Source organism: Vibrio sp. 10N.239.312.D08 (assembly GCF_041466145.1).
In the GTDB taxonomy this organism is placed as follows: domain Bacteria; phylum Pseudomonadota; class Gammaproteobacteria; order Enterobacterales; family Vibrionaceae; genus Vibrio; species Vibrio crassostreae_C.
On sequence record NZ_JBFSSD010000014.1, the window covers coordinates 53,328 to 74,757 of the forward strand.

Here is a 21,430-nt window from a genome sequence, read left to right on the forward strand (position 1 = left end):
TTTTCAGGGAAGAGGGTCTTTGTTGGTATTTGCTGTTGAAAGATAAATTCGAATCAGGGCGTTAAAACGTTCAATGCTCTAATCAGCCCTGATCCTACGGAAATCGGTTTTACGTTAGTCAGTGAACCAGCTAGTTCGTTTTTGGCTCAGGGTCATCTGATGCTGCTTGAACGTCTGCTTCTGTACTTGCTTGATGAATCTCTAATTGCTCGTCTGAGTGTCGTTCTTCTTCAGCTTGTTCTTTCATTTCTAGCTCAACTTGCGCTTGGCTTTCGGCCAGTGCTTCTTGCTCTTCTGCTCGTGAAGACTTTGGTAAAACAAGGTTCAATAGCACCGTCATGATAGTACCGGTAGTGATGCCTGAGTGAAGAAAGTTCGCTAGATCATGCGGCAAGTGTTGCAGCAATCTTGGTTCGAAGGTGACGGCTAAGCCAGACGCTAAACCTACACAGATTACTAAGGCATTTCGCTTGGTGTCTGCGGCCTTGATCAACATGCGGATACCCGCGTAAGCAATCATCCCGAACATCACAAAGCCCACACCACCCAAAACAGGTTTCGGAATCGTGACGGCAATAGCGGCTAATTTCGGGAATAAACCACCTAAAATTAACAAACCACCGGTTGCAGCTACTACATAGCGACTTGCTACACCTGTGATACCCACAATACCGACGTTTTGGCTGAATGACGCCAGTGGCATCGCTGTTAAAATCGAAGACAAGGTACTACCAAGACCATCGCCTAGCAGTCCACGTTTTAGATCTTTACCGCTGACTTGGGTTTGGCAGTTGTTGCCAAGCGCCATGAAGTCACCGGTTGCTTCAGCGATAACCACGATGTACACCAAGCTCATGCTGATGATGGCACTAGCAGAAAACGTAAAGCCATACTTAAATGGTTCTGGGCCACCGACCCAAGCAGCAGAGCTGATCTGCTCAAGATCGACCATGCCGAGTGACAGCGCCACAATGTAACCGCCCGCTAAACCAATCACGATAGCGGAGGCCGCAACCGCGCCTTTACAGTAAACCGATACGCCAATCACTATCCCCAAAGAGACCAGTGCGAGAAACAGTTTTGGTAGCGTGGCGAATTGTTCCGTGTTGGCAGGAGAATCGCCAACCCAGTTCATGGCAACCGGTAAAATGGTTAAGCCGATTAGGGTAACCACCACACCACTTACCACGGTCGGGAACAGCTTGCGAACCTTGTCCATGTAGAAGCTGGCACCAATTACCACGAATGAGCCGATAAGTGCTGAGCCCATGATAGCGGCGACACCACCTTCGTTACCGATGGAAATAGCCACACCTAAAAAGGCAAAGCTTGAGCCCATTACAACAGGCAGTCGAATACCAACAGGGCCAAAACCGAGACATTGCGCGACAGTCACAATACCAGAAGCCAATAGCGCCGCATTGATCAGTGAAACGATCTCTGTGTTAGGTAGGCCAATAGAAGCACCGACAATAAGCGGGACAGCGACGATGCCACCAATCGAGGCGAGCATGTGTTGTAAAGCAAGTAGAAGGGTTAGCCCATGGGGCGGTCTTTCATTAAGGGTGTACAGAAGTTTCATTTGATATTCCTCTGCCTGCGTTTCCGTTTACAGGCGATTGGCGGTCAAATAATGACTTCTACAAACTGCGTAGGGTCATAAAAAAGTGCACTGAATCGGTAGGGTTTCTGCTCTCTCGTCATCAATGCAATTAGCTTTCTTAAAAATCATGTTGTTGCTTGGCTTGCGAACCAGCCAAGCAACGTTGTGAGCAATCAAGAAATGACTGCTCAGGAGCTTTAGGGTTAACCGATGAACACTAGCTTGGCGATGAAGATAGCCGCTAGGAAGTACATCGAGATAGACACATCTTTGGTTTTACCTGTCGCCAACTTAAGCACTGTGTAGGTAATGAAACCCAATGCGATACCGTTCGCGATAGAGAAGGTCAGTGGCATCATCAGTGCGGTAATCGCGGCTGGAGCACCGTTAGTGAAGTCTTTCCAATCGACGTGCTGCATGCTGCTCATCATCACGAATGCGACGTAAATAAGAGCACCAGACGTTGCGTAAGCGGGGATCATGCCTGCAAGCGGTGATAGGAAAATTGCCGCTAAGAACAACACACCAACCACGATTGCTGAAAGACCTGTACGTGCGCCTGCTGCAACACCGGCTGCACTCTCTACATAACTGGTTACTGGCGGACAGCCTACACACGCACCTGCCACGCTTGAAATACTGTCGGCTTTCAGTGCTTTGCTTAGGCCTTCAATCTTGCCCGTTTCAGGGTTGGTCAGGTTTGCACGCTCAGCTACGCCCATCAAGGTACCAGCTGTATCAAACATGTTTACAAAAAGGAAAGCCAAGATAACGCTGATCATTGAAACATCGAGAGCGCCCATAATGTCCATTTTTAGGAACGTAGGCGCTAAGCTTGGTGGAGCCGCGAAGAAGCCGTTGTAATGCACTAAGCCAAGCATCATACCGACGAGCGTTACACTCAAAATACCGATTAACACCGCACCAAATACTTTACGCTCACTAAGAACAGCGATGATCAGGAAAGCGATAGCGGCCAGTAGCGCTTCAGGTTTAGTGAAGTCACCTAGTGACACCAGTGTTGCTGGGTTTTCGACGACGATGCCTGCTGTTTTAAGACCAATTAGACCTAAGAACAAACCAACGCCCGCAGTCATGGAGTAACGTAAACTCACAGGGATACTTTCAATGATCCATTGGCGGACTTTGTAGAAGCTCATCCCGACAAACAAGATACCTGAGATAAACACCGCACCCAGTGCCACTTCCCAGCTGTAGCCCATTTCGCTTACTACCGTGAATGAGAAAAAGGCATTCAAGCCCATGCCCGGCGCAAGGCCGACAGGCCAGTTCGCAAATAACCCCATTAACAAACAACCGATAGCTGCACCAATACAGGTTGCGACGAATACCGCTCCTGCATCCATACCCGATGCGGCCATAATTTGTGGGTTAACGAAGATGATGTAAGCCATGGTTGCGAAGGTGGTGACACCGCCGACCAACTCATTTTTCACACTGCTTCCGTGGGCCTTAATTTTAAAGAGTTTCTCTAAAATTCCGTTATTCGCATCTTGGTTGAGTATTTCTGTTTTACTCTCACTCATGTCAGCAAGTCCTTTTATGTTGTGATCCATTTATTGAATACAGCGAGATTTCAATATTAAGTTTTAAGGTTTTTCCTAGCCGCTATTTCTTTAGTTAGAGAGTTGATTAGTCATCAACTCTCTAACTAATAACGTTATTAGTATTTTTATATGAACGTGTTTAGTGAGTGCACACCTTTTGGGATGTACACGTGAATTTGTTTATGATTTGGTGATTGAGCCTAGTTCGAAGCTCTAGGTCACGAGACTAACTGCCCCGATAGGTTGAGAAACTGTAAGGCGAGACGAGAAGAGGAACGTGATAATGCGCGTCTGGATCATCTAGACCAAAGCGAATAACAACATCGTCTAGGAAAGGCACGCCATCCAATTCCACGCCTTTACTTCTGTAGTAATCGGCTACGTAAAACACCAATTGATATTTCCCCGGTCGGAAATCATTCCCTGCCAGAATCGGCGCATCGGTTCGGCCATCGGAGTTAGTGATTACCGTCGCCAGCTTTTCTGTTGAGTCTTCATTGACCTTATAAAGCTCTACCTTGATCTCTGCACCCGGTAAGCCGTGAGTCGTGTCTAATACGTGTGTTGTTAATCTTCCCATAGTCCTTTAATAGCGCTTTTGGCGCTCCTCTGTTCCGTGGTTTATCTGTCTGTTTCGACCTTGCAAAGAATGCAACTGGTCACTTTGTTATCACTAACTATGTACGAACTGTACACAATTAGTAAAGCGAATTGTTGGAAAAATGTTAACTATTGTGTCGTTTTTTCTGACTTTATAGATCTTGATTATCGTTTTTTGGTGAGTTTTGGTTTTGTTAAGTTGTTGTTTTTAATTAGTAATAGTGCGTAAATTTAACTTGAATAACAAAATCTTTACATTGAGATAAATAATTGTATACAATAAATGTACAGGGGTAAGGTTGCTCTGTTTATCGAGAATCCATTTGGTTGAATCATTTGGTGACTCACTTAAAGAGCGGCTAAGCCAACCACTTATGTTAGGAGTACTTGGATGAATAAGGATTATTCAAGAAATTTGATCGGTTACGGAGCTAACCCTCCCAACCCTCAATGGCCAGGTAATGCGCGCGTCGCGGTTTCTTTTGTATTGAACTATGAAGAGGGCGGTGAGCGTTGTTTGTTACATGGAGACGACGAGTCTGAAGCCTTTCTCTCAGAGATCCCGTCAGCACAGCCGATCAAAGGCGAACGTCACATCAGCATGGAATCCATCTATGAGTATGGTAGCCGTGTAGGTGTGTGGCGTGTTCTTCGCTTGTTCGATGAATATGAAATCCCACTGACTGTGTTTGCGGTTGCCATGGCCATTGAGCGTCACCCAGACGTAGCGAAAGCCATGGTAGAAGCAGGTCACGAAATCTGTAGCCACGGTTATCGCTGGATAGACTATCAATACATTGATGAGTCAGAAGAGCGTGATCATATGACCAAGGCGATTGAGATTATCCAACAAGTGACGGGTCAACGACCACAAGGTTGGTATACCGGTCGAACGGGGCCAAATACGCGTCGCTTGGTAGCAGAAGAGGGCGGCTTCCTTTACGACTCCGATGCCTATGATGATGACCTGCCTTATTGGCACACCGAAACCGGTGATCCACAACTGGTGATCCCTTACACACTCGATGTAAACGATATGCGCTTTTCAACAGCGCAAGGCTTCAACTCTGGTGAGCAGTTCTTCCAGTATTTAAAAGACACTTTTGACACCCTTTATATGGAAGGCGAAACCGCACCGAAAATGATGTCGGTAGGACTGCATTGTCGTCTTATTGGTCGTCCCGGTCGTATTGCTGCATTAAGACGTTTCTTAGATTACGTAAAACAGCATGACAGCGTGTGGCTATGTCGTCGAATCGATATCGCCAACCACTGGCACCAACATCACCCATACAACGAACAACAAAATTAGAACGAACAGCAAGGAGGCTTAACGTGACTGAATTTCGATCTTGCCAACCAACAACCATGAACCGCGATACCTTTGTCGCTCACTTCGCTGATGTTTACGAACACAGCCCGTGGGTTGCAGAAGTGGTGTATGACCAAGGTTTGAATGCCGAAGACGACCATATCGAGAATCTTCATCTGAAAATGGCATCGACCTTGTTAGGTGCAGACCAAGGCAAACAGTTGGCTTTGATCAATGCTCACCCGGATTTAGCCGGTCGAGCAGCAGTAAACGGCGAACTCACCGAGTCGTCGACCAAAGAACAAGCGGGGGCGGGCATCGACCAGTGCAGCGCCGAAGAATTTGAAAAATTCACTTCTTACAACAACAGCTACAAAAGTCGCTTCAATTTCCCTTTTATCATGGCGGTGAAGGGAGCCAATCGTTACCAAATTCTTGAGTCGTTCGAGATGCGATTAGGAAATGATAGTGAAACTGAGTTTGCTACGGCGATTCAAGAGATCAACAAGATCGCGATGTTTCGTCTCTGGGATATGTAAGTTAACGGAGTTAACAGCTATCTCAGCCCAGTCTTAGTGCGTTAAAGGTTTGATTTGTAAAAACATAAGCCACTAAGTTCTCATTTTATTATTACTTGATTAATTTCATAGGATTACACGGACATGACCCATAAATTTGAACAGTACATAAACCTTGCAGACGAAAAACTCGGCGCAGAAGCTATCTTCGCAACCGACGATTTTTTCGCAGATAAAAGCCGTCTACTCAGCCACGCAGCGCCAGAGTGGAAAGACGACTTATATGACGACAACGGCAAGTGGATGGACGGCTGGGAAAGCAGACGCAAACGCGGCGAAGGTTACGACTACTGTGTCGTTCGCCTTGGCCTAGCTGGCACCATTGCTGGCGTTGATATTGATACCTCATTCTTCACAGGTAACTTCCCACCTTCGGCATCAATCGACGCGTGTTATTCACCACAAGGTGAGCCAACAGATTCAACAGAGTGGCAAGAAATTCTGCCTTCAATGGCACTACAGGGTGATCATCATCATCTTGAAGACATCGAAAGTGACCAAGTATTTACGCACCTACGTTTGAACATCTACCCAGACGGCGGTGTCGCGCGTTTACGTGTTTATGGCCGACCAAGTGTGGATTGGGACGCAATTGATTCTCAGCAACAACTTGACCTAGCAGCCGTTGAACACGGTGGCCGAGCACTCGCATGTAGCGACGAGCACTACGGCAACAAAGCCAACATCTTAGGCCCAGGCCGCGGTGAAAACATGGGTGATGGCTGGGAAACAGCACGTCGTCGTACACCGGGTAACGACTGGGTTATCGTGGCACTAGGCCACCCAGGTAACATCGAACGCATCGTTGTTGATACAGCCCACTTCAAAGGTAATTACCCAGACAGTTGTTCAATTCAAGCGGCTTACGTGAAGGGCGGTACCGACGACCAAGTAGAAACACAAAGCCTATTCTGGCGTGAACTGTTGCCTGCACAAAAGCTGCAAGCGCATGAGATTCACGAATTCATTTCTGAGGTAAACGACCTTGGTGCGATTACCCACGTACGTGCAAACATATTCCCAGATGGTGGTATCAGCCGTTTGCGTCTGTTTGGTACGAAAGCGAAATAGGTAAGGAAATGAGTATGAGTAATGGAATACGTCGTTTATCCATCGAACCGTTAACCAAGCAGGCTTTTGCAGAGTTTGGCGATGTTATCGAGTCCGATAATAGTGATTTCTTCATGATCAACAGTGGATCAACACGTCGCTACCACAAGCTAGCGACAACGGATGTGCAAGACCAAGACGGAGAAGCGATCATTAGCATCTTCCAAGCCACACCGTTGAGCTACCCACTGACCATCAAAATGTTAGAGCGTCATCCACTTGGCTCTCAGGCATTCATTCCATTACTTGGTCAACCCTATTTAATTGTTGTTGCGCCAAAAGGCGACGATCCAACATTAGCCAATAGCCGAGCTTTCTTGAGCAACGGTCGTCAAGGAGTGAACTATCACAAAGGGGTGTGGCATCACCCAGTGCTCGCCCTCACTGATCAAGACCAGTTCTTGATCGTCGATAGAGGCGGAGAAGGACATAACTGTGATGAAGTTTATTTTGAGAACGACCTAGTGGCATTGCATTTGGAAGATATGCCAACGGAAGACAACAAGGAAGAGCAACGCTTAGCTAAAGCGTTGTGATACAGGAGTTTATTATGGATCCGCATATTACAGAATGGTTGAACTTAGCAATACGCTGGGCTCACATGATTGTTGGTGTTGCATGGATAGGCGCATCATTTTACTTTGTTTGGTTAGAGAACAACCTTAACCGAGTAAACCCAAAAACTGGCCTTTCAGGCGACTTATGGGCAATTCACGGCGGTGGTATTTATCACCTAGAGAAGTACAAACTTGCGCCACCAGAGATGCCAGAGCACCTGCACTGGTTTAAATGGGAAGCCTACTTCACGTGGATCACCGGTGTGTGTCTACTGGGTGTGGTTTACTACCTTAACGCTGAGATTTACCTGATTGCACCGGGCTCTGGCCTTGATTCAACAACCGCAATCGCGATTGGTATTGGTTCATTCGTTGCTGGCTGGTTTATCTATGACTTACTGTGTGACTCGCCATTAGGCAAAACACCCGTGTTGCTTGGCGTTGTGCTGTTTGTGCTGCTTGTTGCTGCAACATATGGCCTAACTCAAGTGTTCAGTGGTCGTGGCGCTTACATCCATGTTGGTGCGATCATTGGTACCATCATGGTGGGTAACGTATTCCGCGTTATCATGCCTGCGCAGCGTAACTTGGTGAAAGCGATTGAAGAGAAGCGCGAACCGGATCCGGCACTTCCAGCGAAAGGCTTACTGCGTTCTCGTCACAACAACTACATGACACTGCCAGTGCTGTTCATCATGATCAGTAACCACTTCCCAAGCACTTATGGCTCGGAATACAACTGGCTGATCCTTGCTGGGCTAGCGATTTTCAGTATCTTGGTGCGCCACTACTTCAATACCCGTCACGGTAGTCAGAAGTTTGCATGGACAGTGCCAGTCGCGGCATTGGGTATGATCACGCTCGCGTTTGTTACCTCACCTTACGCGAAAAAACAGATGACTCCAGTTGTGCAAGCACCTGTGGTTCAAGAAGTGCAAGTCAGCGCGACTGAATCAGCGACAGAAGAGCTTGCTGGAAACGACACAGCGTCAACGACGACTAGTTCTCAAGTTGCACCTGCAGATCACGCAATGCAAACTGCTAGCGCAGGCGTCAGCTTTGAAACCATCAACAAGGTCATTCAAGAACGCTGTTCTGTGTGTCACTCATCAACCCCTAGCCACGCCGCTTTTGCTGCTGCGCCAGCCGGTGTGATGTTTGATACCCCAGAAGAGATCAAAGCCAACGTACCAAGGATTGTTGCTCAAACCGTAACAACCAAGGTGATGCCGCTCGGCAACATGACTCAAATGACCGACGCAGAGCGCGCACTCATCGGTACTTGGGTAGAGCAAGGCGCTACGCTTCAATAATGATGTGAATCCTTTACCTAAGAGCATGAGTCTTAGGTGAGGCTTGGGGAGAGTTTGGTTTCGGGCACGCGCCAAACTCATCCCACCCTGTTTCCCCGGTTCCTATAACCGGGGCTTTTTGTTTTTGGACAAAGGGAATGCAGAAATACTATTTAGTTAATGGCATATGTGTATATATGTCACTTAGAGTGTTCTCAGTGTTTGAGTAATAATATGCCAAGCTATATTATATGCAGTTAATTGCTTTTTTTTAAGGTGTGTTTTCAATGAGAAAACCAAGAATATTTATAGCGTCTTCAGTAGAAAGTTTGGATGTGGCAGAAGCTATTAATGTCAATCTAGATCATGAGTTTGAGGTTACTATTTGGAAAAATGGAACTTTTAAGCTTTCTTCCACTAGTGTTGATGACTTGGTTGCAAAGTCATCTTCTGTTGATTTCGCGTTGTTTATTTTTGCTCCAGATGACATTGCTATGATAAGAAGCCGAGAGCAACATGTCGTGCGAGATAATGTGCTTTTTGAGATGGGGTTATTTGTAGGAGCTATCGGGAAAGAGCGTACATTTTTTATTAAACCTCGAAATCAAGAAATGCACTTACCCACAGATCTTCTTGGCTTAATGCCAGCAGATTATGAAGCTAATCGAAGTGATGGTGATCTTGTTTCTGCAACAAATAGAGCTTGCTCATTAGTTAAGGCTGAAGTTAAAAGGTTAGGTTTATTGAATAGAGAATCTTTGAAAGCTAACACGGTGTTGGAAGTTAACTCTAAAAATTATCCTATTTCTACAGTAGATCTAAAGTTCTTATCGGTTGTTCTTTCATCACACACATCTCGCCCTGATGGCTTGGATTTTTTTCAAATTTGTAATGATGTTCACGAGTCAGATAGTTTAATCAGTTTGGCTGCAATTAAATTGGAACGTCTTGGTTATATTGAAAAAACCATCGAGCATGATAGTTGGGGGAACGGCGTGTATCAGTACTCAATCAATGAAGCAGGGATTGATTTGTTATTGGGTTCAGATTTAGCGTCATGATGTTTTAGTTAAGTCATCGTATAAAACACCCAATATAACCGCTTTGAAGGGGATTTTACCGTTATAGGCATAGTAAAGAAATTTGATATGAATCTCTACCCATGGCATTTTTAGTCCAAATTGAGTTTAGTTAGGACAAAAAATGGAAGACTTGATAGTCGCGTATTTTAGGGCATTGAGCTCATTCTTTAGGCATCTGTTTCAGTCGATATTGATTGAGTTCATTGGTTACGGAGCTGGCTGGATAGTTTGTAAAGTATTCACATTAGGGCGCTTCCCCCCATTGATTCCAACTGAAAAAGAGCAAACCAGAATCTCTTATATCGGAGCTATTAGCATCGTGTTATTTCTGTTAGCAATTGGTGTCTTCAATAGTTTGTGATTCGGAGTGAAGATATATGAAATTTTACCCTGCGGAACAATACCAAGCGGCTTGCAACGAGCTGTTTGTCCGATACGAACGTGACATCAAAAAGCTAATCCTTAATGCGAGAGTTGAGCACGTAGGCGCATCTTCTATTCCATCTGCAGTATCTAAAGGCGACTTGGATATATTCGTCGGTATTGAATCGAGTGAACTTGAGTACGCCATTGAACAACTCACAACACTCGGCTTCAATGAGAAACTCGATACCTTAAGAACGCCGGAACTGTGCATGTTGGAGTCTACATCAGGACATGACGTGGCCTTGCAAGTAGTTGCCAATGGTTCTGAGTTCGAATGTTTTCTAAGGTTTCGTGACAAGCTACGTGCGGATCCGGAATTAGTGGAGCAATACAACACCCTCAAAATGTCTTGTGAAGATTGGTCGCAAGAAGAGTACCGTGAAAAGAAGTCGGCTTTTATCGAGCATGTGTTGGCTTTGAAATAACAACAAGTTTCGATTGGATATTATTCATCCAAATCCTAACTTTTTGTGCTGTTTTTACTTTCCTCTTACACTCTTTTCAAATATCGAATTTAGTATCAAATTTCTCTTTGTTATACAGGCAAGTCTCTCATTATGAAGAACTTCTTTGATAGCGAACTCATGCTCTCTAGCTCTTTGAATTTCGTTTTGCTATCGCTTGGGCTAACGCTCCTTTTTCATCTTCCGATTTGGTGTGGGTTCAACTTGAGCCGACGAAAATGGAAGCTCATGGATTATTTATGGCCGTTCTTGGCGGGTATCGGGATGCTGGGTGCGGTGTCTGAGATTCGTGCGAAAGTAGCGGGCGATTGGGTTGAAACCGAACAAACCAGAGCGGTGGCGATTTTAGAGTCGGTTCAGCAGTTTTCTTTGGATAAATTAAGAAGTGATACCTGCACCGGCCAGCCATCTTTAGATAGTCACGCTCAGCACCACGAAGCGTGTTTGTGGTATTTGAATACGGCAATCACGTTCAAAGATGTCGATTTTACCCTGTTACCCAACGCATCGGATTTTACGGTTCCTGCGCCGAGCGTGTCGCTGGTTGAAAGCGATGCCGTGTGGGTGGATGGTATGCTGAGTCAGTATGAGAAGCAGAAAAACCAATACATAAAAACCAGAGAAGCGCAGGTGAAGCAGCCACTAGAAAGCCTCTTCTGGTATGTAAGTCCTTACTTAGTCTGTTTCGCTATTGCTCTGCGCCTTACTAAAGTGACGGCAGAGCTTAAACTGGATAAGTGCGCAAATAATTAGTTCGACATAGACAGCGCGAACGACAGCAAAATAGGCAAGGTAACCACGCTTAGGAAGTTGCCGAACAACACCATGGACGCGACCTTGGGCGGCTCGACATTGAACCGTTCAGCGAACAGGTAGTTCATCACGGCAGGTGGCAGCATGGTGAACAGCACCATCATTTGTAGGTGCAGCGTTGGCAGCGGGATAAAGAAGTAGATGATGGCGAAGGCGATGGCACCAGTAAACAGCGATTGAGCCGTACACAGCAAGCCAACTTTGAGTCCGCTTAGCTTCAAGTTCACCATTTGCGAACCCAACGACAACAGCATAATTGGGACAGCAGCTTGTCCAAGCAGTGAAGTGGCTTCGTAGATTGGATTCCATACTGCAATGCCAGATAGGTTGAGCGTCATCGCTAATGCTGCGGCTAAGAATATCGGCATCTTGAGGATCTGTTTGATCGGATTACCTTCACTTAGTAGCGATAAACCGACACTAATGTGCACGCATGCCGATACCACAAACAGCAATACCGCAGGGGCTAATGCACTCTCACCAAAGGTATAGGTGAACAGGGGAATGGCCAGGTTGCCACTGTTGCGGAACATATGTGGCGGCGCCCAAGCTTTGAAGTTGAGCTTAAAGATCTTACAGATTGGTATCATCAATAAAGCGGGCACCAACACCGCGACCAAAGAGGCGGTGATGAGTGGCAGTTGTTCGGTGTCGAGAGGCATGGTGGTCAGCGAGGCAAACACTAGCGCAGGAATACACACATCCATGTTGATGCGATTGATCGGTTTGAAATCGGGCTTGAGCCAACGACCCACCGCAAAGCCAGCACTGGCTAAAGCAAAAACGGGAAACAGAATGCTGACGACCTGTTCGAACATAGAATTCCTTTCTAGATTGAGTGCTTCCATTTAGCTGAGAAACGAATGTTTTAGAGAGACGCTAAAGTGAAGTATGAAGTCGATATGTATAAACATTAACCTATCAATATAATGACTTGGCGTCACCGAAGATCGTTGTTTGTGAACGGTTAATTTATATTTCTTTGAATGAAGCACAAAAAAGACCAGTGGCATCAGCAACTGGTCTTTCAAGGCTAGATAAATCTGGACGGATTTTTAATTAACGACGGCTGTCGCTGTCTAGCGATTGTTACTCGGTTTTAAGCCTAACTAACGAGCTTCTTGTAATCTTTGAAGTTCACATCGTAGGCCTTTTCGCCGTAGATGTAAGTCTCGCTGACGGTTCTGTCGTCACCCAGGCTCATCAATACAAATAGCTTCTCTTCAAGCTTGGTCGCTTGTTCCATTCTAAAGCGCATCAATTGTGTGGCGTGTAAGTCCAACACCACGAAATCGGCTTCTTTTCCTACTTCCAAGTTGCCAATCTTGTCTTCTAAATGCAGTGAACGTGCACCACCTAATGTGGCTAAGAATAGCGACTTAGCTGGGTGCAATTTCTTATGTTGAAGCTGCATGATCTTATAGGCTTCACTCATGGTTTGTAGGATTGAGAAGCTAGTGCCTGCGCCGACATCAGTCCCCATACCAACACGAATGCCGTGCTCTTCCATTTCTGGTAATCGGAATAAACCTGAGCCTAAGAACAGGTTAGAGGTCGGGCAGAAAGCAATGGCAGATTCCGTGTCGGCTAGGCGCTTACATTCGCAATCAGACAAGTGAATGCCATGGGCGAAAACCGAACGTTTGTGCAGTAGGCCATAGTGGTCATACACATCCAAATAGCTGTCGCGCTCTGGGAACAGTTCTTTTACCCATTCAATCTCTTTCTCGTTTTCAGAAAGGTGCGTGTGCATATACACATCTGGGTACTCTTCTAGCAATTTACCAACGGTAGCCAATTGTTCTGGTGTACTGGTTGGCGCGAAACGAGGTGTCACGGCATAAAGCAAACGGCTGCGGTTGTGCCATTTCTCAATCAGTTCTTTGGAGTCGGCGTAGCCAGATTCTGGCGTGTCGGTGAGGTAATCAGGCGCATTGCGATCCATCAAAACCTTACCCGCAATCATACGTAGGTTGCGCTTCTCAGCTTCTTCAAAGAAAACGTTAACCGACTCTTTGTGTACCGTGCCGAACACGAGTGCCGTGGTTGTGCCGTTGCTTGCTAGTTCGTCTAGGAATAGCTTCGCCACTTTGTGTGCGTAGACTGGGTTTTTGAAGCGCTTTTCTTCTGGGAAGGTGTAGTTCTCTAACCAATCAAGAAGTTGCTCACCGTAAGACGCGATCATCCCTGTTTGAGGGTAGTGGATGTGCGTATCAATAAAGCCAGAGGTGATCAGCTTGTCTTTGTATTCTTTGACTTCGAGTGTTTTAGGTTGGCGAGCCAATACCTCGTCGACATGGCCCAAGTCGACGACATGGCCGTTCTCAACCACTAAAACACCGTCTTCAAAATAGTCGTAAGACTCATCGATGCCGACGTCTTTTGGGTCGGCGACGCTGTGTAAAATACTGGCGCGATAAGCTTTGCGTTGCGTTGTCATGTTTACTTCCTTTTAATGACTTCAGCGACGTTATGGCCACTGAAGCTTTGCGACTTGTGTTAGGCGATCTTCTCTTCCAATGGTGGTTCGCCTACGTCGCTTGGTTGACTGTGTTGATCGGTCAAATCCTGATTTCGATATTGTTTGGTTGGGCGCTTTTGTTCAAGTGCTTGGCCTTGATAGTGTGCGATCAGTTCACCCGCAACCGACACCGCAATTTCGGCAGGGTGTTTGCCATTCACAGCGCTAATACCAATCGGGCAAATCATGGTTTCAATTTGCTCTTGGCTATAGCCGCGTTGCTCTAAGCGGAAGTCGAACTTCTTGCGCTTAGTCAGAGAACCAATCATGCCAAAGTAACGGCTGTCTTCACGGTCGATAATGGCCTTAGTTAGGTCAAAATCGAGCTGGTGGTTATGTGTCATCACAAGGTAGTAGCTGTTCGGTGGCATGTGTTTCACTTCACCAACTGGATCGTCTGAAACAAGCTTCTTCACACCATGTGGCAGCGTTTCAGGGAACACTTCTTCACGTTCATCAATCCAGGTCACGCGGAAGGGTAGGGTTGCGACAATGTGCAGCAGCGCCTTGGCAACATGACCTGCGCCAAACAGTACAAGATGGTTCTGCTGAGTGCCAATCGGCTCAAAGCTTAACGTTGCCATTCCGCCACAACATTGGCCTAAGCGAGCGCCTAGGTTGAAGCGTTCCACTTTGAGTGACTTTTCACTGGCAATCAGCATTTCACGCGCCATTTTAGTGGCCACATGTTCAAGGTGACCACCACCAATCGTAGCGATGATTCGGTCACGAGTGACAAGCATTTTGGTGCCCGCATCGCGTGGAACGGAACCTCTGTCTTCGAGCACCGTCACCATTACACACGGTTCGTAGTTCTCTTCCAGTTTTGCCAGTTCGTGAATCCAATTATCCTTAAACATACGTCCTCCTAAATCCCTTTTATGCTTCCTAAGCTATGTATAGGCGCCCTAAGCCATTTATTGCGATCTAAACGATCCACATGAGCCCTAAGCCGTTTCTGATTGAGCATCGACCGAGGTCGGAGTCGTTTCAGTGACTTCCTGTATCGCCATCAGAATACGTTCTGGCGTTGCAGGTGTGTTGAGCTTAGGAATCGCGCCATCGACGGCGACATAGCTAATGGCGTCTTTCAGTGCGCTCCATACCGACATACCCAACATGAAAGGTGGTTCACCCACGGCTTTCGAGTTGAAGACGGTGTCTTCTGGGTTGTTACGGTTTTCTAAAAGGTGCGTTCTGAAATCAATTGGCATATCGGCAATGGCTGGGATTTTGTAGCTCGCAGGGCCATTGGTCATCAAGCGACCTTGCTGGTTCCACACCAACTCTTCCGTCGTTAACCAACCGACACCTTGCACAAAGCCACCTTCGACTTGGCCGATATCAATCGCTGGGTTCAATGAAGCGCCCACGTCATGCAGGATATCGACACGCAGAATCTTGTTTTCACCGGTTAGGGTATCGATGATAACTTCTGAGCAAGAGGCACCATATGCGTAGTAGTAGAACGGGCGACCGCGTGCTTTCTCGTGATCGTAATAGATCTTCGGAGTGCGGTAGAAGCCGGTGCTCGATAGCGAAATTTGGTTAAACCAAGCCAGTTCAACAAACGAGTTGAAAGTCATGATCTCGTCGCGAATTTGCACCATGCCGTTCTTAAATACCACCTCTTCAGGCCACACTTTGAAGTGCGAAGAAGCGAAGTCGATCAGGCGCTGCTTAATGGTCATTGCGGCGTTTTGCGCGGCCTTACCGTTGAGGTCGGTGCCCGATGAGGCTGCGGTTGGTGATGTGTTCGGAACTTTGTCTGTGTTTGTAGCGGTGATCTGGATACGTTCGACATCGACTTGGAACTCCTGTGCAACGATTTGTGCCACTTTGATGTTCAAGCCTTGCCCCATTTCCGTACCACCGTGATTCAAATGAATACTGCCATCGGTGTAGATATGGATGAGCGCACCTGCTTGGTTCAAGAAAGTCGCAGTAAACGAGATGCCGAATTTCACTGGTGTGATAGCAAGGCCTTTCTTCAAGATAGGGCTTTGCCTGTTGAACTCAGCGATTTCTTTACGACGTGCGTGATAGTCACTGCTGCGTTCAAGCTGTTCGGTTATCTCAGGTAAAAAGTTGTCTTCAACGGTTTGGTAGTAATGGGTCACATTACGGCCTTCTTCGCCGTAGTAGTTCGCTTTACGTACTTCCAAAGGATCTTTTTTCAGGTAACGCGCAATCTCGTCCATGATGTGTTCAATCGTCATCATGCCTTGCGGGCCACCAAAGCCACGGTAAGCGGTGTTCGATGCGGTATTGGTTTTGCATCGATGACCGACCACAGTTGCATCGCCTAGATAATAAGCGTTGTCTGAGTGGAACATCGCGCGGTCGACAATAGAACTTGATAAGTCTGGTGAGTAACCACAGTTACCTGCAACGGTAATGTCGGCACCTTGAATCACACCGTTGTCGTCAAAACCGACTGTATATTGATTGTAGAACGGGTGGCGTTTACCGGTTTGCTGCATGTCTTCATTACGCAGCAGACGCATTTTGGTCGGTCGGCCTGTAAGGTGGGCAATCACCGCAGCCATACAGGCTGGAGAGGCTGCTTGAGTCTCTTTACCACCGAAACCACCACCCATACGACGCATATCAATCACGACTTTGTGCATCGGCACGCCAATCACTTCCGCAACCAGCTTTTGAACTTCGGTCGGGTTCTGTGTAGAGGTGTAGACGATCATGCCGCCGTCTTCGGTTGGCATTACACTACTGATTTGCGTTTCTAGGTAGAAGTGTTCTTGGCCACCGATCTCTAGGTCACCAGAGATCACGTGTCTCGCTTTTTTCAGTGCTGCTTTTGAGTCACCACGCTGTTGAGTGTGGCTTTCTGTTACGAAGTGCTCTTTTGCCAGCGCTTCTTTCACATCAAGAATGGCTGGTAGCTCTTCGTATTCAATAACGGCTGCGTGCGCGGCTTTGCGTGCGGTTTCTAGATCGTTAGCTGCCACAGCAATCACAGGTTGGCCGTAGTATTCTACTTTGCCATCGGCAAGCAGTGGGTCGCCCGGTAGGATTGCACCAATGTCCAATTCACCTGGTACGTCTTTGGCTTGAATGGCAATCGCCACGCCTTCAAATTCGTAACACGGTGATAAATCTATATTGGTAATGTTCGCGTGTGCTTGAGTGCTCAGGCGTGCGTAGACGTGCAGCTGATTTGGGAACTCTAGGCGGTCGTCAATGTATACCGCTTCGCCCGTGACTTGCTTGGCTGCACTGTCGTGTTTTACGCTTTTACCTACGCCAGTTTTTAGGTCTTGTTTTGCAATGGTAACCATCTCTTCGTGGGTCATCGCATTGCTCTTGTGAACAGAGGAATTTGATTTAGACATAAGACGTTACCCTTGTTTCGATTTGGTTGTTTTTGTTCTGCTGTTCAATGAAGTAACGACGCAACATATTGGCTGCCGACAATGAACGGTATTCTTGGCTGGCACGGAAATCAGATAGCGGCTCAAAGTCGTTATACAGTTCCTGCATCGCTAACTTAATATTAGCGTCTGTCCATGGTTTGCCTAATAACGTATTTTCACAACGCGCCGCGCGCTTAGGTGTTGCAGCCATACCGCCGAAAGCGATACGAGCGTAAGAAACCTTGCCGTCTTCGATTTGAATATCAAACGCACCACACACCGCAGAGATGTCGTCGTCTAAACGTTTAGACAGTTTGTAAGCTCGGAAGCTGTCGTTAGTTGGCTTAGGAATGATGATCTGTTCAATGAACTCACTCTCTTTTTGCGCCGTCACTTTGTAGCTGATGAAGTAATCTTCAATCGGCATGGTGCGTGACTCGTCACCGCAACGAAGTTTGATCTTTGCGTTAAGGGCAATCAGCAGAGGAGGGGTGTCACCGATAGGCGAAGCATTCGCTACATTACCGCCGATGGTGCCTTGGTTACGCACTTGCAGTGAAGCAAAGCGATGCAGCAGTTCACCAAAATCTGGGTAGTGTTTTTTCAATAGTGAGTAAGAATCACTGATAGGCAGGTTGGCACCAATGATTAGATCGGTGTCGGTCTCTTCACATACCTTCATGTCTTCAACAAGGTTCACGCTGATCAGTGTTTCAATCTCACGATGGAATTGCGTCACTTCCAGCGCTAAATCCGTACCGCCAGCAACCAGCTTAGCGTTCGGGTGGGCTTGAAAAAGCTTGGCCAACTCATCGGTGCTTTTCGGGGAGAAAGCGGTGAGGTGACCAAGGCGTAAGTTAGCCTCGGTGTCTTGAATATTTTCTAGCTTCTTGATCGTGTTGCGTTCAAGTTCAGCAAATTGGTCGATCAAAGGCTGGTCTGTAGAAAGCGACATCGCAGCATCAACAATTGGACGGTAGCCCGTACAGCGACATAGGTTACCCGCCAGTGATTCCATGACGTCTTCTTTGCTCGCATCGGGTTTGTTCTTGCCTAGCGCAAACATCGACATGATGAAGCCCGGTGTGCAGTAACCACATTGGGAACCGTGAAAATCCACCACCGCTTTCTGCACTGGGTGCAAAGAGCGATCTCGGTTTTGTAGATCTTCTACAGTGATCAGTTGCTTGCCATGCAGAGCTGAAACGAACGTAAGGCAAGAGTTCACCGAGCGGTATTGCAGTTGTCCATCAACCACTTCACCCAGAACTACCGTACATGCACCACAGTCACCCGACCCACAACCTTCTTTTGTACCCGTTTTATTAACCTTGGTACGAAGGTAGTTGAGCACTGTCATATTTGGCGACAGATTATCTTCACGTCTTATTTCCTGATTGAGCAAAAAAGTAATCAAGAGACCTCCTTGTAAATCGACATATTTCCATGTGTATTCTTTTTGACTTCTAGGTCAATAATTATCCATCCTGACCCTGTGGTCAACTATTTATTTACAAAAATGCAACAAATAGTCTTTTGTGGGGATTGTGTACAATTTTATTTTAACTTTAGTTACTTGTTTTATAAGGGGTTGAATTAAAAGTGAACAGTTTTATGGTGTGAATGAATTGATAGCTATGTATACAAGATAAAGGAGGGGCTTATGGCACTGTTAGAAGTGATTCTATAGAGGCTAAGATCGTTGTTGAGGGCAGAATAGACAGTATTTTTAGATGGATGTGAGTCGATCGTCGTATTTGTTTTTAGAGGAGAGGGCATAAAAAAGAGAAGTAAACACTAAGGCTTACTTCTCTCCAATTTTGTTAACGAAAAGCTGTTAACAAAAAGCTGTTAGCGGATGGTTATTAATCGCTTGTTGAATCGTCTATGACTTACTCTTAAGCAGATCTGAGAACACGACATGCAGATCACTAGAAGCTGTGCTGCTGTCTAGGTTGAGCTTCGAACGAATATGGCTTAGGTGTTCTTGCATCAACTCTACGGCTTGTTGTTCATTGCCTGACTCTATCGCATCCAGTAAGCCTGAGTGTTCGTCTAGAGAACAGTTCGAGTGGTTGCCCGTTTCGTACTGAGCGATCAGCAGTGAAGTTTGCGATACCAAGCTGCGTTGGAAAGCCAGCAGTGGCGCGTTCTCTGCCATTTCAGCCAATTTGATGTGGAACTCACCAGACAAACGTAGGCCAGAGCCGTAATCGCCTTGGTCGAAAGCACAGTTCTCTTTCGCGACTAATTTTCTGCATTCTTCTATTTGAGCTTTGGTTGCGTTTTTCACCGCCAGCTCAGTGATAGCAATTTCCATCACTTCACGTGCTTTAAAGATTTGTTTGGCTTCGTCAACCGTTGGCGCAGCAATCACGGCTCCTCGGTTAGGACGGATCACCACAACTTGTTCTAAAGAAAGACGCAGTAAGGCACGGCGGATAATGGTGCGGCTAACGCTAAAGATTTCTGCTAACGCTTCTTCGCTTAATTTGGTGGCTGGTGGCAGCCTTTGTTCTAGTATCGCATCGAAGATATGGCAGTAAACAACATCGTCTTGAGTCTGGCCTGTTACTTTCGTTTTTACACCTTTGGAGACAGAGTTTTTGAGAACTGTCATAGAGATAAGGACCCTTGTTTAGTCGAGTTGGGTTGGTTGAGAATAATTCATGAGTATTACCCTATATTGTATACATTTATCTATACAATTCCACCGGATGAAAGTGCGATGCACGCTTATTTGTTAATGACTTATAACATTTAGTTTGCAAGGAACTGTGTGCAATCTAGAGCTTTAAGTCATTAGCCCTAAAACTAGACGCGATTATCGCCGCAGCTGTATGCCACGATCTGGCTGATTTCGCTCAGGCTACGACCTGACTGTTGCTGCCATTCGTTGAAGGCTTTACCCGCTGCCAGTTGTGCTCGCTTGGTGTTACGACCGCTATCAACCACGTCTGTGCTGCGTAGGTGTGCTTCAACATCTGATGACAAGATGAAGGTATCTTTACCCATTTGGCGCAGAGTGTAGGCACCAGTGTTACCGCCTAATCGCTTGCCGTGTTTCTTCAGATAATCCCAAAGTTCAGTGATACGTTCTGATGGCCAGTCGGCAACCATTTGTGAGAAGGAATCCGCCTCACGCTTAGCATTGTGGATCATGGTGGCATTGGCAGGGATGGTCATCACCTTAGTGAGGTGGCGAATAATGCGCGGGTCTTGCGCTTTTTGTTCCCACATTTCATTCGGCAGCATCAGCATTTTTTCGATATTGAATTCAAAGAACACTTCTTCAAATTGCGGCCATTTCTTCCTCACTACATTCCATGAAATACCACACTGGAATACTTTTTCAGTAAAGGCGGCTAGCCAACGATCGTCGGTGATTTGTGATAGCTCGGCTTGTGAAAGGGGCGCACGAATGATTTTTTCGAGTTCGGCCGCTCCGCCTTTGCGGTGAGCTGCACGTTGGTAAATAGTATCGAATTTTTCTTGGGTCATGAAGGTTCCAAATTACATCTGTGTATCTTGAGTATGTAGCCAATGCTTAATGATATGGGGTCAAATCTAGTAATTAAAACGAACTAGCTAAGCTTTAATTCCATTTGATATAGAGGCCAGGTTTTGCCATTGAATTCTTTGAACTTGGGTTCTTTGTCGACCACTTGAAAGCCAGCTTTGTCGTAGCAACGTTTTGCTCCGATATTCTGTTGAAAGACCGCCAAGCTGATGGTGGTGACATCAGGGATTTGTTTCGCAGCGTCTAATGCACTTTCTATCATGGATTGCCCAAACCCTTTGCCTCGTTGGTTTGGGTGAATGGCCACTCGGCAGAATCGAAGTTCACTGTCTGACATACGTTGAAACTCCATAAACCCGATCAGTTCTGAGTTATTGCCGTTCGAATTCAGTTCAGAGAGAGCACTAGACTCAGAGAAGGTATATAGCTCAACTTGAGGCTCTTGAGAGCGTTCGATGATGGAGGCGGCTTCTAACGGCCAACCAAAGGTTCGCCCGCCCCACAGTACATAGTCTTCGAGTGATGTGAACCAAGTGACGATCTCATTGGCATCGGAGGCTTTAAAGCGGTTTATTTCCATATCCTTGTCTCTTCCTTATCGCGTGTCTCT

The 21,430-nt window shown here is 46.5% G+C and carries 20 protein-coding genes; 9 read left to right on the forward strand and 11 right to left on the reverse strand.

What is annotated here, in order from left to right; all coding sequences use genetic code 11:
• Window positions 1–130: 130 nt before the first annotated feature.
• The 3 genes from AB6D58_RS09835 to uraH form a co-directional block, all read right to left on the reverse strand.
• Window positions 131–1,582 carry a nucleobase:cation symporter-2 family protein gene (locus AB6D58_RS09835; RefSeq protein ID WP_372130054.1) on the reverse strand — a complete coding sequence of 484 codons (1,452 nt, stop codon included), beginning with the start codon at window positions 1,580–1,582 and terminating at the stop codon, window positions 131–133.
• Window positions 1,583–1,806: 224 nt separating this feature from the next.
• On the reverse strand, window positions 1,807–3,150 hold the full coding sequence (locus tag AB6D58_RS09840) for an NCS2 family permease (RefSeq protein WP_016795479.1): 1,344 nt from the start codon (window positions 3,148–3,150) through the stop codon (window positions 1,807–1,809).
• A 247-nt stretch (window positions 3,151–3,397) separates the two neighbouring features.
• Window positions 3,398–3,751, reverse strand: coding sequence for a hydroxyisourate hydrolase (uraH, locus tag AB6D58_RS09845; RefSeq protein ID WP_017067789.1), 354 nt, complete (start codon window positions 3,749–3,751; stop codon window positions 3,398–3,400).
• Between the two features lie 411 nt (window positions 3,752–4,162).
• Here uraH and puuE point away from each other — a divergent pair, with 411 nt between their 5' ends.
• From puuE to AB6D58_RS09890, 9 genes are all read left to right on the forward strand, one after another.
• Entirely contained in the window at window positions 4,163–5,083 is a 921-nt protein-coding gene (gene puuE / locus AB6D58_RS09850) for an allantoinase PuuE (protein ID WP_136974058.1), read from the forward strand.
• Window positions 5,084–5,106: 23 nt separating this feature from the next.
• Complete coding sequence (gene uraD, locus AB6D58_RS09855; protein WP_372157166.1) at window positions 5,107–5,622, forward strand: 2-oxo-4-hydroxy-4-carboxy-5-ureidoimidazoline decarboxylase; 516 nt, start codon at window positions 5,107–5,109, stop codon at window positions 5,620–5,622.
• A gap of 123 nt (window positions 5,623–5,745) precedes the next feature.
• The gene (alc, locus tag AB6D58_RS09860) at window positions 5,746–6,732 is read left to right on the forward strand and encodes an allantoicase (protein WP_372157168.1); all 987 of its coding nucleotides are present in this window, start codon (window positions 5,746–5,748) and stop codon (window positions 6,730–6,732) included.
• 14 nt (window positions 6,733–6,746) lie between these two features.
• Window positions 6,747–7,307: an ureidoglycolate lyase gene (locus AB6D58_RS09865; protein ID WP_017061598.1), complete on the forward strand. Its 561-nt coding sequence runs from the start codon at window positions 6,747–6,749 to the stop codon at window positions 7,305–7,307.
• Between the two features lie 14 nt (window positions 7,308–7,321).
• Complete coding sequence (locus tag AB6D58_RS09870; protein WP_372157170.1) at window positions 7,322–8,641, forward strand: urate hydroxylase PuuD; 1,320 nt, start codon at window positions 7,322–7,324, stop codon at window positions 8,639–8,641.
• A 266-nt stretch (window positions 8,642–8,907) separates the two neighbouring features.
• On the forward strand, window positions 8,908–9,681 hold the full coding sequence (locus AB6D58_RS09875; protein WP_017061600.1) for a TIR domain-containing protein: 774 nt from the start codon (window positions 8,908–8,910) through the stop codon (window positions 9,679–9,681).
• 142 nt (window positions 9,682–9,823) lie between these two features.
• On the forward strand, window positions 9,824–10,063 hold the full coding sequence (locus tag AB6D58_RS09880; RefSeq protein WP_372157172.1) for a hypothetical protein: 240 nt from the start codon (window positions 9,824–9,826) through the stop codon (window positions 10,061–10,063).
• Window positions 10,064–10,079: 16 nt separating this feature from the next.
• A complete protein-coding gene (locus tag AB6D58_RS09885; RefSeq protein ID WP_017064997.1) occupies window positions 10,080–10,553 on the forward strand; it encodes a GrpB family protein in 474 nt (157 codons plus the stop codon).
• A 267-nt stretch (window positions 10,554–10,820) separates the two neighbouring features.
• A complete protein-coding gene (locus tag AB6D58_RS09890; RefSeq protein ID WP_050632517.1) occupies window positions 10,821–11,345 on the forward strand; it encodes a hypothetical protein in 525 nt (174 codons plus the stop codon).
• Here the strand turns inward: AB6D58_RS09890 and AB6D58_RS09895 are convergent.
• The 8 genes from AB6D58_RS09895 to AB6D58_RS09930 form a co-directional block, all read right to left on the reverse strand.
• Entirely contained in the window at window positions 11,342–12,223 is an 882-nt protein-coding gene (locus AB6D58_RS09895; protein ID WP_372082953.1) for an AEC family transporter, read from the reverse strand. The two genes, AB6D58_RS09890 and AB6D58_RS09895, sit on opposite strands and share 4 nt — an antisense overlap.
• Before the next feature lie 287 nt (window positions 12,224–12,510).
• On the reverse strand, window positions 12,511–13,845 hold the full coding sequence (gene guaD / locus AB6D58_RS09900; RefSeq protein ID WP_372082954.1) for a guanine deaminase: 1,335 nt from the start codon (window positions 13,843–13,845) through the stop codon (window positions 12,511–12,513).
• Window positions 13,846–13,904: 59 nt separating this feature from the next.
• Complete coding sequence (gene xdhC / locus AB6D58_RS09905) at window positions 13,905–14,786, reverse strand: xanthine dehydrogenase accessory protein XdhC (RefSeq protein ID WP_017630713.1); 882 nt, start codon at window positions 14,784–14,786, stop codon at window positions 13,905–13,907.
• A gap of 87 nt (window positions 14,787–14,873) precedes the next feature.
• Window positions 14,874–17,279, reverse strand: a complete 2,406-nt coding sequence (gene xdhB, locus AB6D58_RS09910; RefSeq protein WP_372157174.1) for a xanthine dehydrogenase molybdopterin binding subunit — start codon at window positions 17,277–17,279, stop codon at window positions 14,874–14,876.
• Window positions 17,272–18,717, reverse strand: coding sequence for a xanthine dehydrogenase small subunit (xdhA, locus tag AB6D58_RS09915; protein WP_372157176.1), 1,446 nt, complete (start codon window positions 18,715–18,717; stop codon window positions 17,272–17,274). Before xdhA ends, xdhB begins: the two co-directional genes overlap by 8 nt.
• A 468-nt stretch (window positions 18,718–19,185) precedes the next feature.
• Window positions 19,186–19,920 carry a GntR family transcriptional regulator gene (locus tag AB6D58_RS09920; RefSeq protein WP_017061609.1) on the reverse strand — a complete coding sequence of 245 codons (735 nt, stop codon included), beginning with the start codon at window positions 19,918–19,920 and terminating at the stop codon, window positions 19,186–19,188.
• A gap of 194 nt (window positions 19,921–20,114) precedes the next feature.
• Window positions 20,115–20,801: a DNA-3-methyladenine glycosylase I gene (locus AB6D58_RS09925; protein WP_108185318.1), complete on the reverse strand. Its 687-nt coding sequence runs from the start codon at window positions 20,799–20,801 to the stop codon at window positions 20,115–20,117.
• Window positions 20,802–20,884: 83 nt separating this feature from the next.
• Complete coding sequence (locus AB6D58_RS09930; RefSeq protein ID WP_102320853.1) at window positions 20,885–21,400, reverse strand: N-acetyltransferase; 516 nt, start codon at window positions 21,398–21,400, stop codon at window positions 20,885–20,887.
• Between the last annotated feature and the right edge of the window lie 30 nt (window positions 21,401–21,430).

Coding starts and splice junctions, on each gene's coding strand:
- AB6D58_RS09835 (WP_372130054.1), bottom strand. CDS start 1,582: ATGAAACTTCTGTACACCCTTAATGAAAGACCGCCCCATGGGCTAACC.
- AB6D58_RS09840 (WP_016795479.1), bottom strand. CDS start 3,150: ATGAGTGAGAGTAAAACAGAAATACTCAACCAAGATGCGAATAACGGA.
- uraH (WP_017067789.1), bottom strand. CDS start 3,751: ATGGGAAGATTAACAACACACGTATTAGACACGACTCACGGCTTACCG.
- puuE (WP_136974058.1), top strand. CDS start 4,163: ATGAATAAGGATTATTCAAGAAATTTGATCGGTTACGGAGCTAACCCT.
- alc (WP_372157168.1), top strand. CDS start 5,746: ATGACCCATAAATTTGAACAGTACATAAACCTTGCAGACGAAAAACTC.
- AB6D58_RS09865 (WP_017061598.1), top strand. CDS start 6,747: ATGAGTAATGGAATACGTCGTTTATCCATCGAACCGTTAACCAAGCAG.
- AB6D58_RS09870 (WP_372157170.1), top strand. CDS start 7,322: ATGGATCCGCATATTACAGAATGGTTGAACTTAGCAATACGCTGGGCT.
- AB6D58_RS09875 (WP_017061600.1), top strand. CDS start 8,908: ATGAGAAAACCAAGAATATTTATAGCGTCTTCAGTAGAAAGTTTGGAT.
- AB6D58_RS09880 (WP_372157172.1), top strand. CDS start 9,824: ATGGAAGACTTGATAGTCGCGTATTTTAGGGCATTGAGCTCATTCTTT.
- AB6D58_RS09885 (WP_017064997.1), top strand. CDS start 10,080: ATGAAATTTTACCCTGCGGAACAATACCAAGCGGCTTGCAACGAGCTG.
- AB6D58_RS09890 (WP_050632517.1), top strand. CDS start 10,821: ATGGATTATTTATGGCCGTTCTTGGCGGGTATCGGGATGCTGGGTGCG.
- AB6D58_RS09895 (WP_372082953.1), bottom strand. CDS start 12,223: ATGTTCGAACAGGTCGTCAGCATTCTGTTTCCCGTTTTTGCTTTAGCC.
- guaD (WP_372082954.1), bottom strand. CDS start 13,845: ATGACAACGCAACGCAAAGCTTATCGCGCCAGTATTTTACACAGCGTC.
- xdhC (WP_017630713.1), bottom strand. CDS start 14,786: ATGTTTAAGGATAATTGGATTCACGAACTGGCAAAACTGGAAGAGAAC.
- xdhB (WP_372157174.1), bottom strand. CDS start 17,279: ATGTCTAAATCAAATTCCTCTGTTCACAAGAGCAATGCGATGACCCAC.
- AB6D58_RS09920 (WP_017061609.1), bottom strand. CDS start 19,920: ATGACAGTTCTCAAAAACTCTGTCTCCAAAGGTGTAAAAACGAAAGTA.
- AB6D58_RS09925 (WP_108185318.1), bottom strand. CDS start 20,801: ATGACCCAAGAAAAATTCGATACTATTTACCAACGTGCAGCTCACCGC.
- AB6D58_RS09930 (WP_102320853.1), bottom strand. CDS start 21,400: ATGGAAATAAACCGCTTTAAAGCCTCCGATGCCAATGAGATCGTCACT.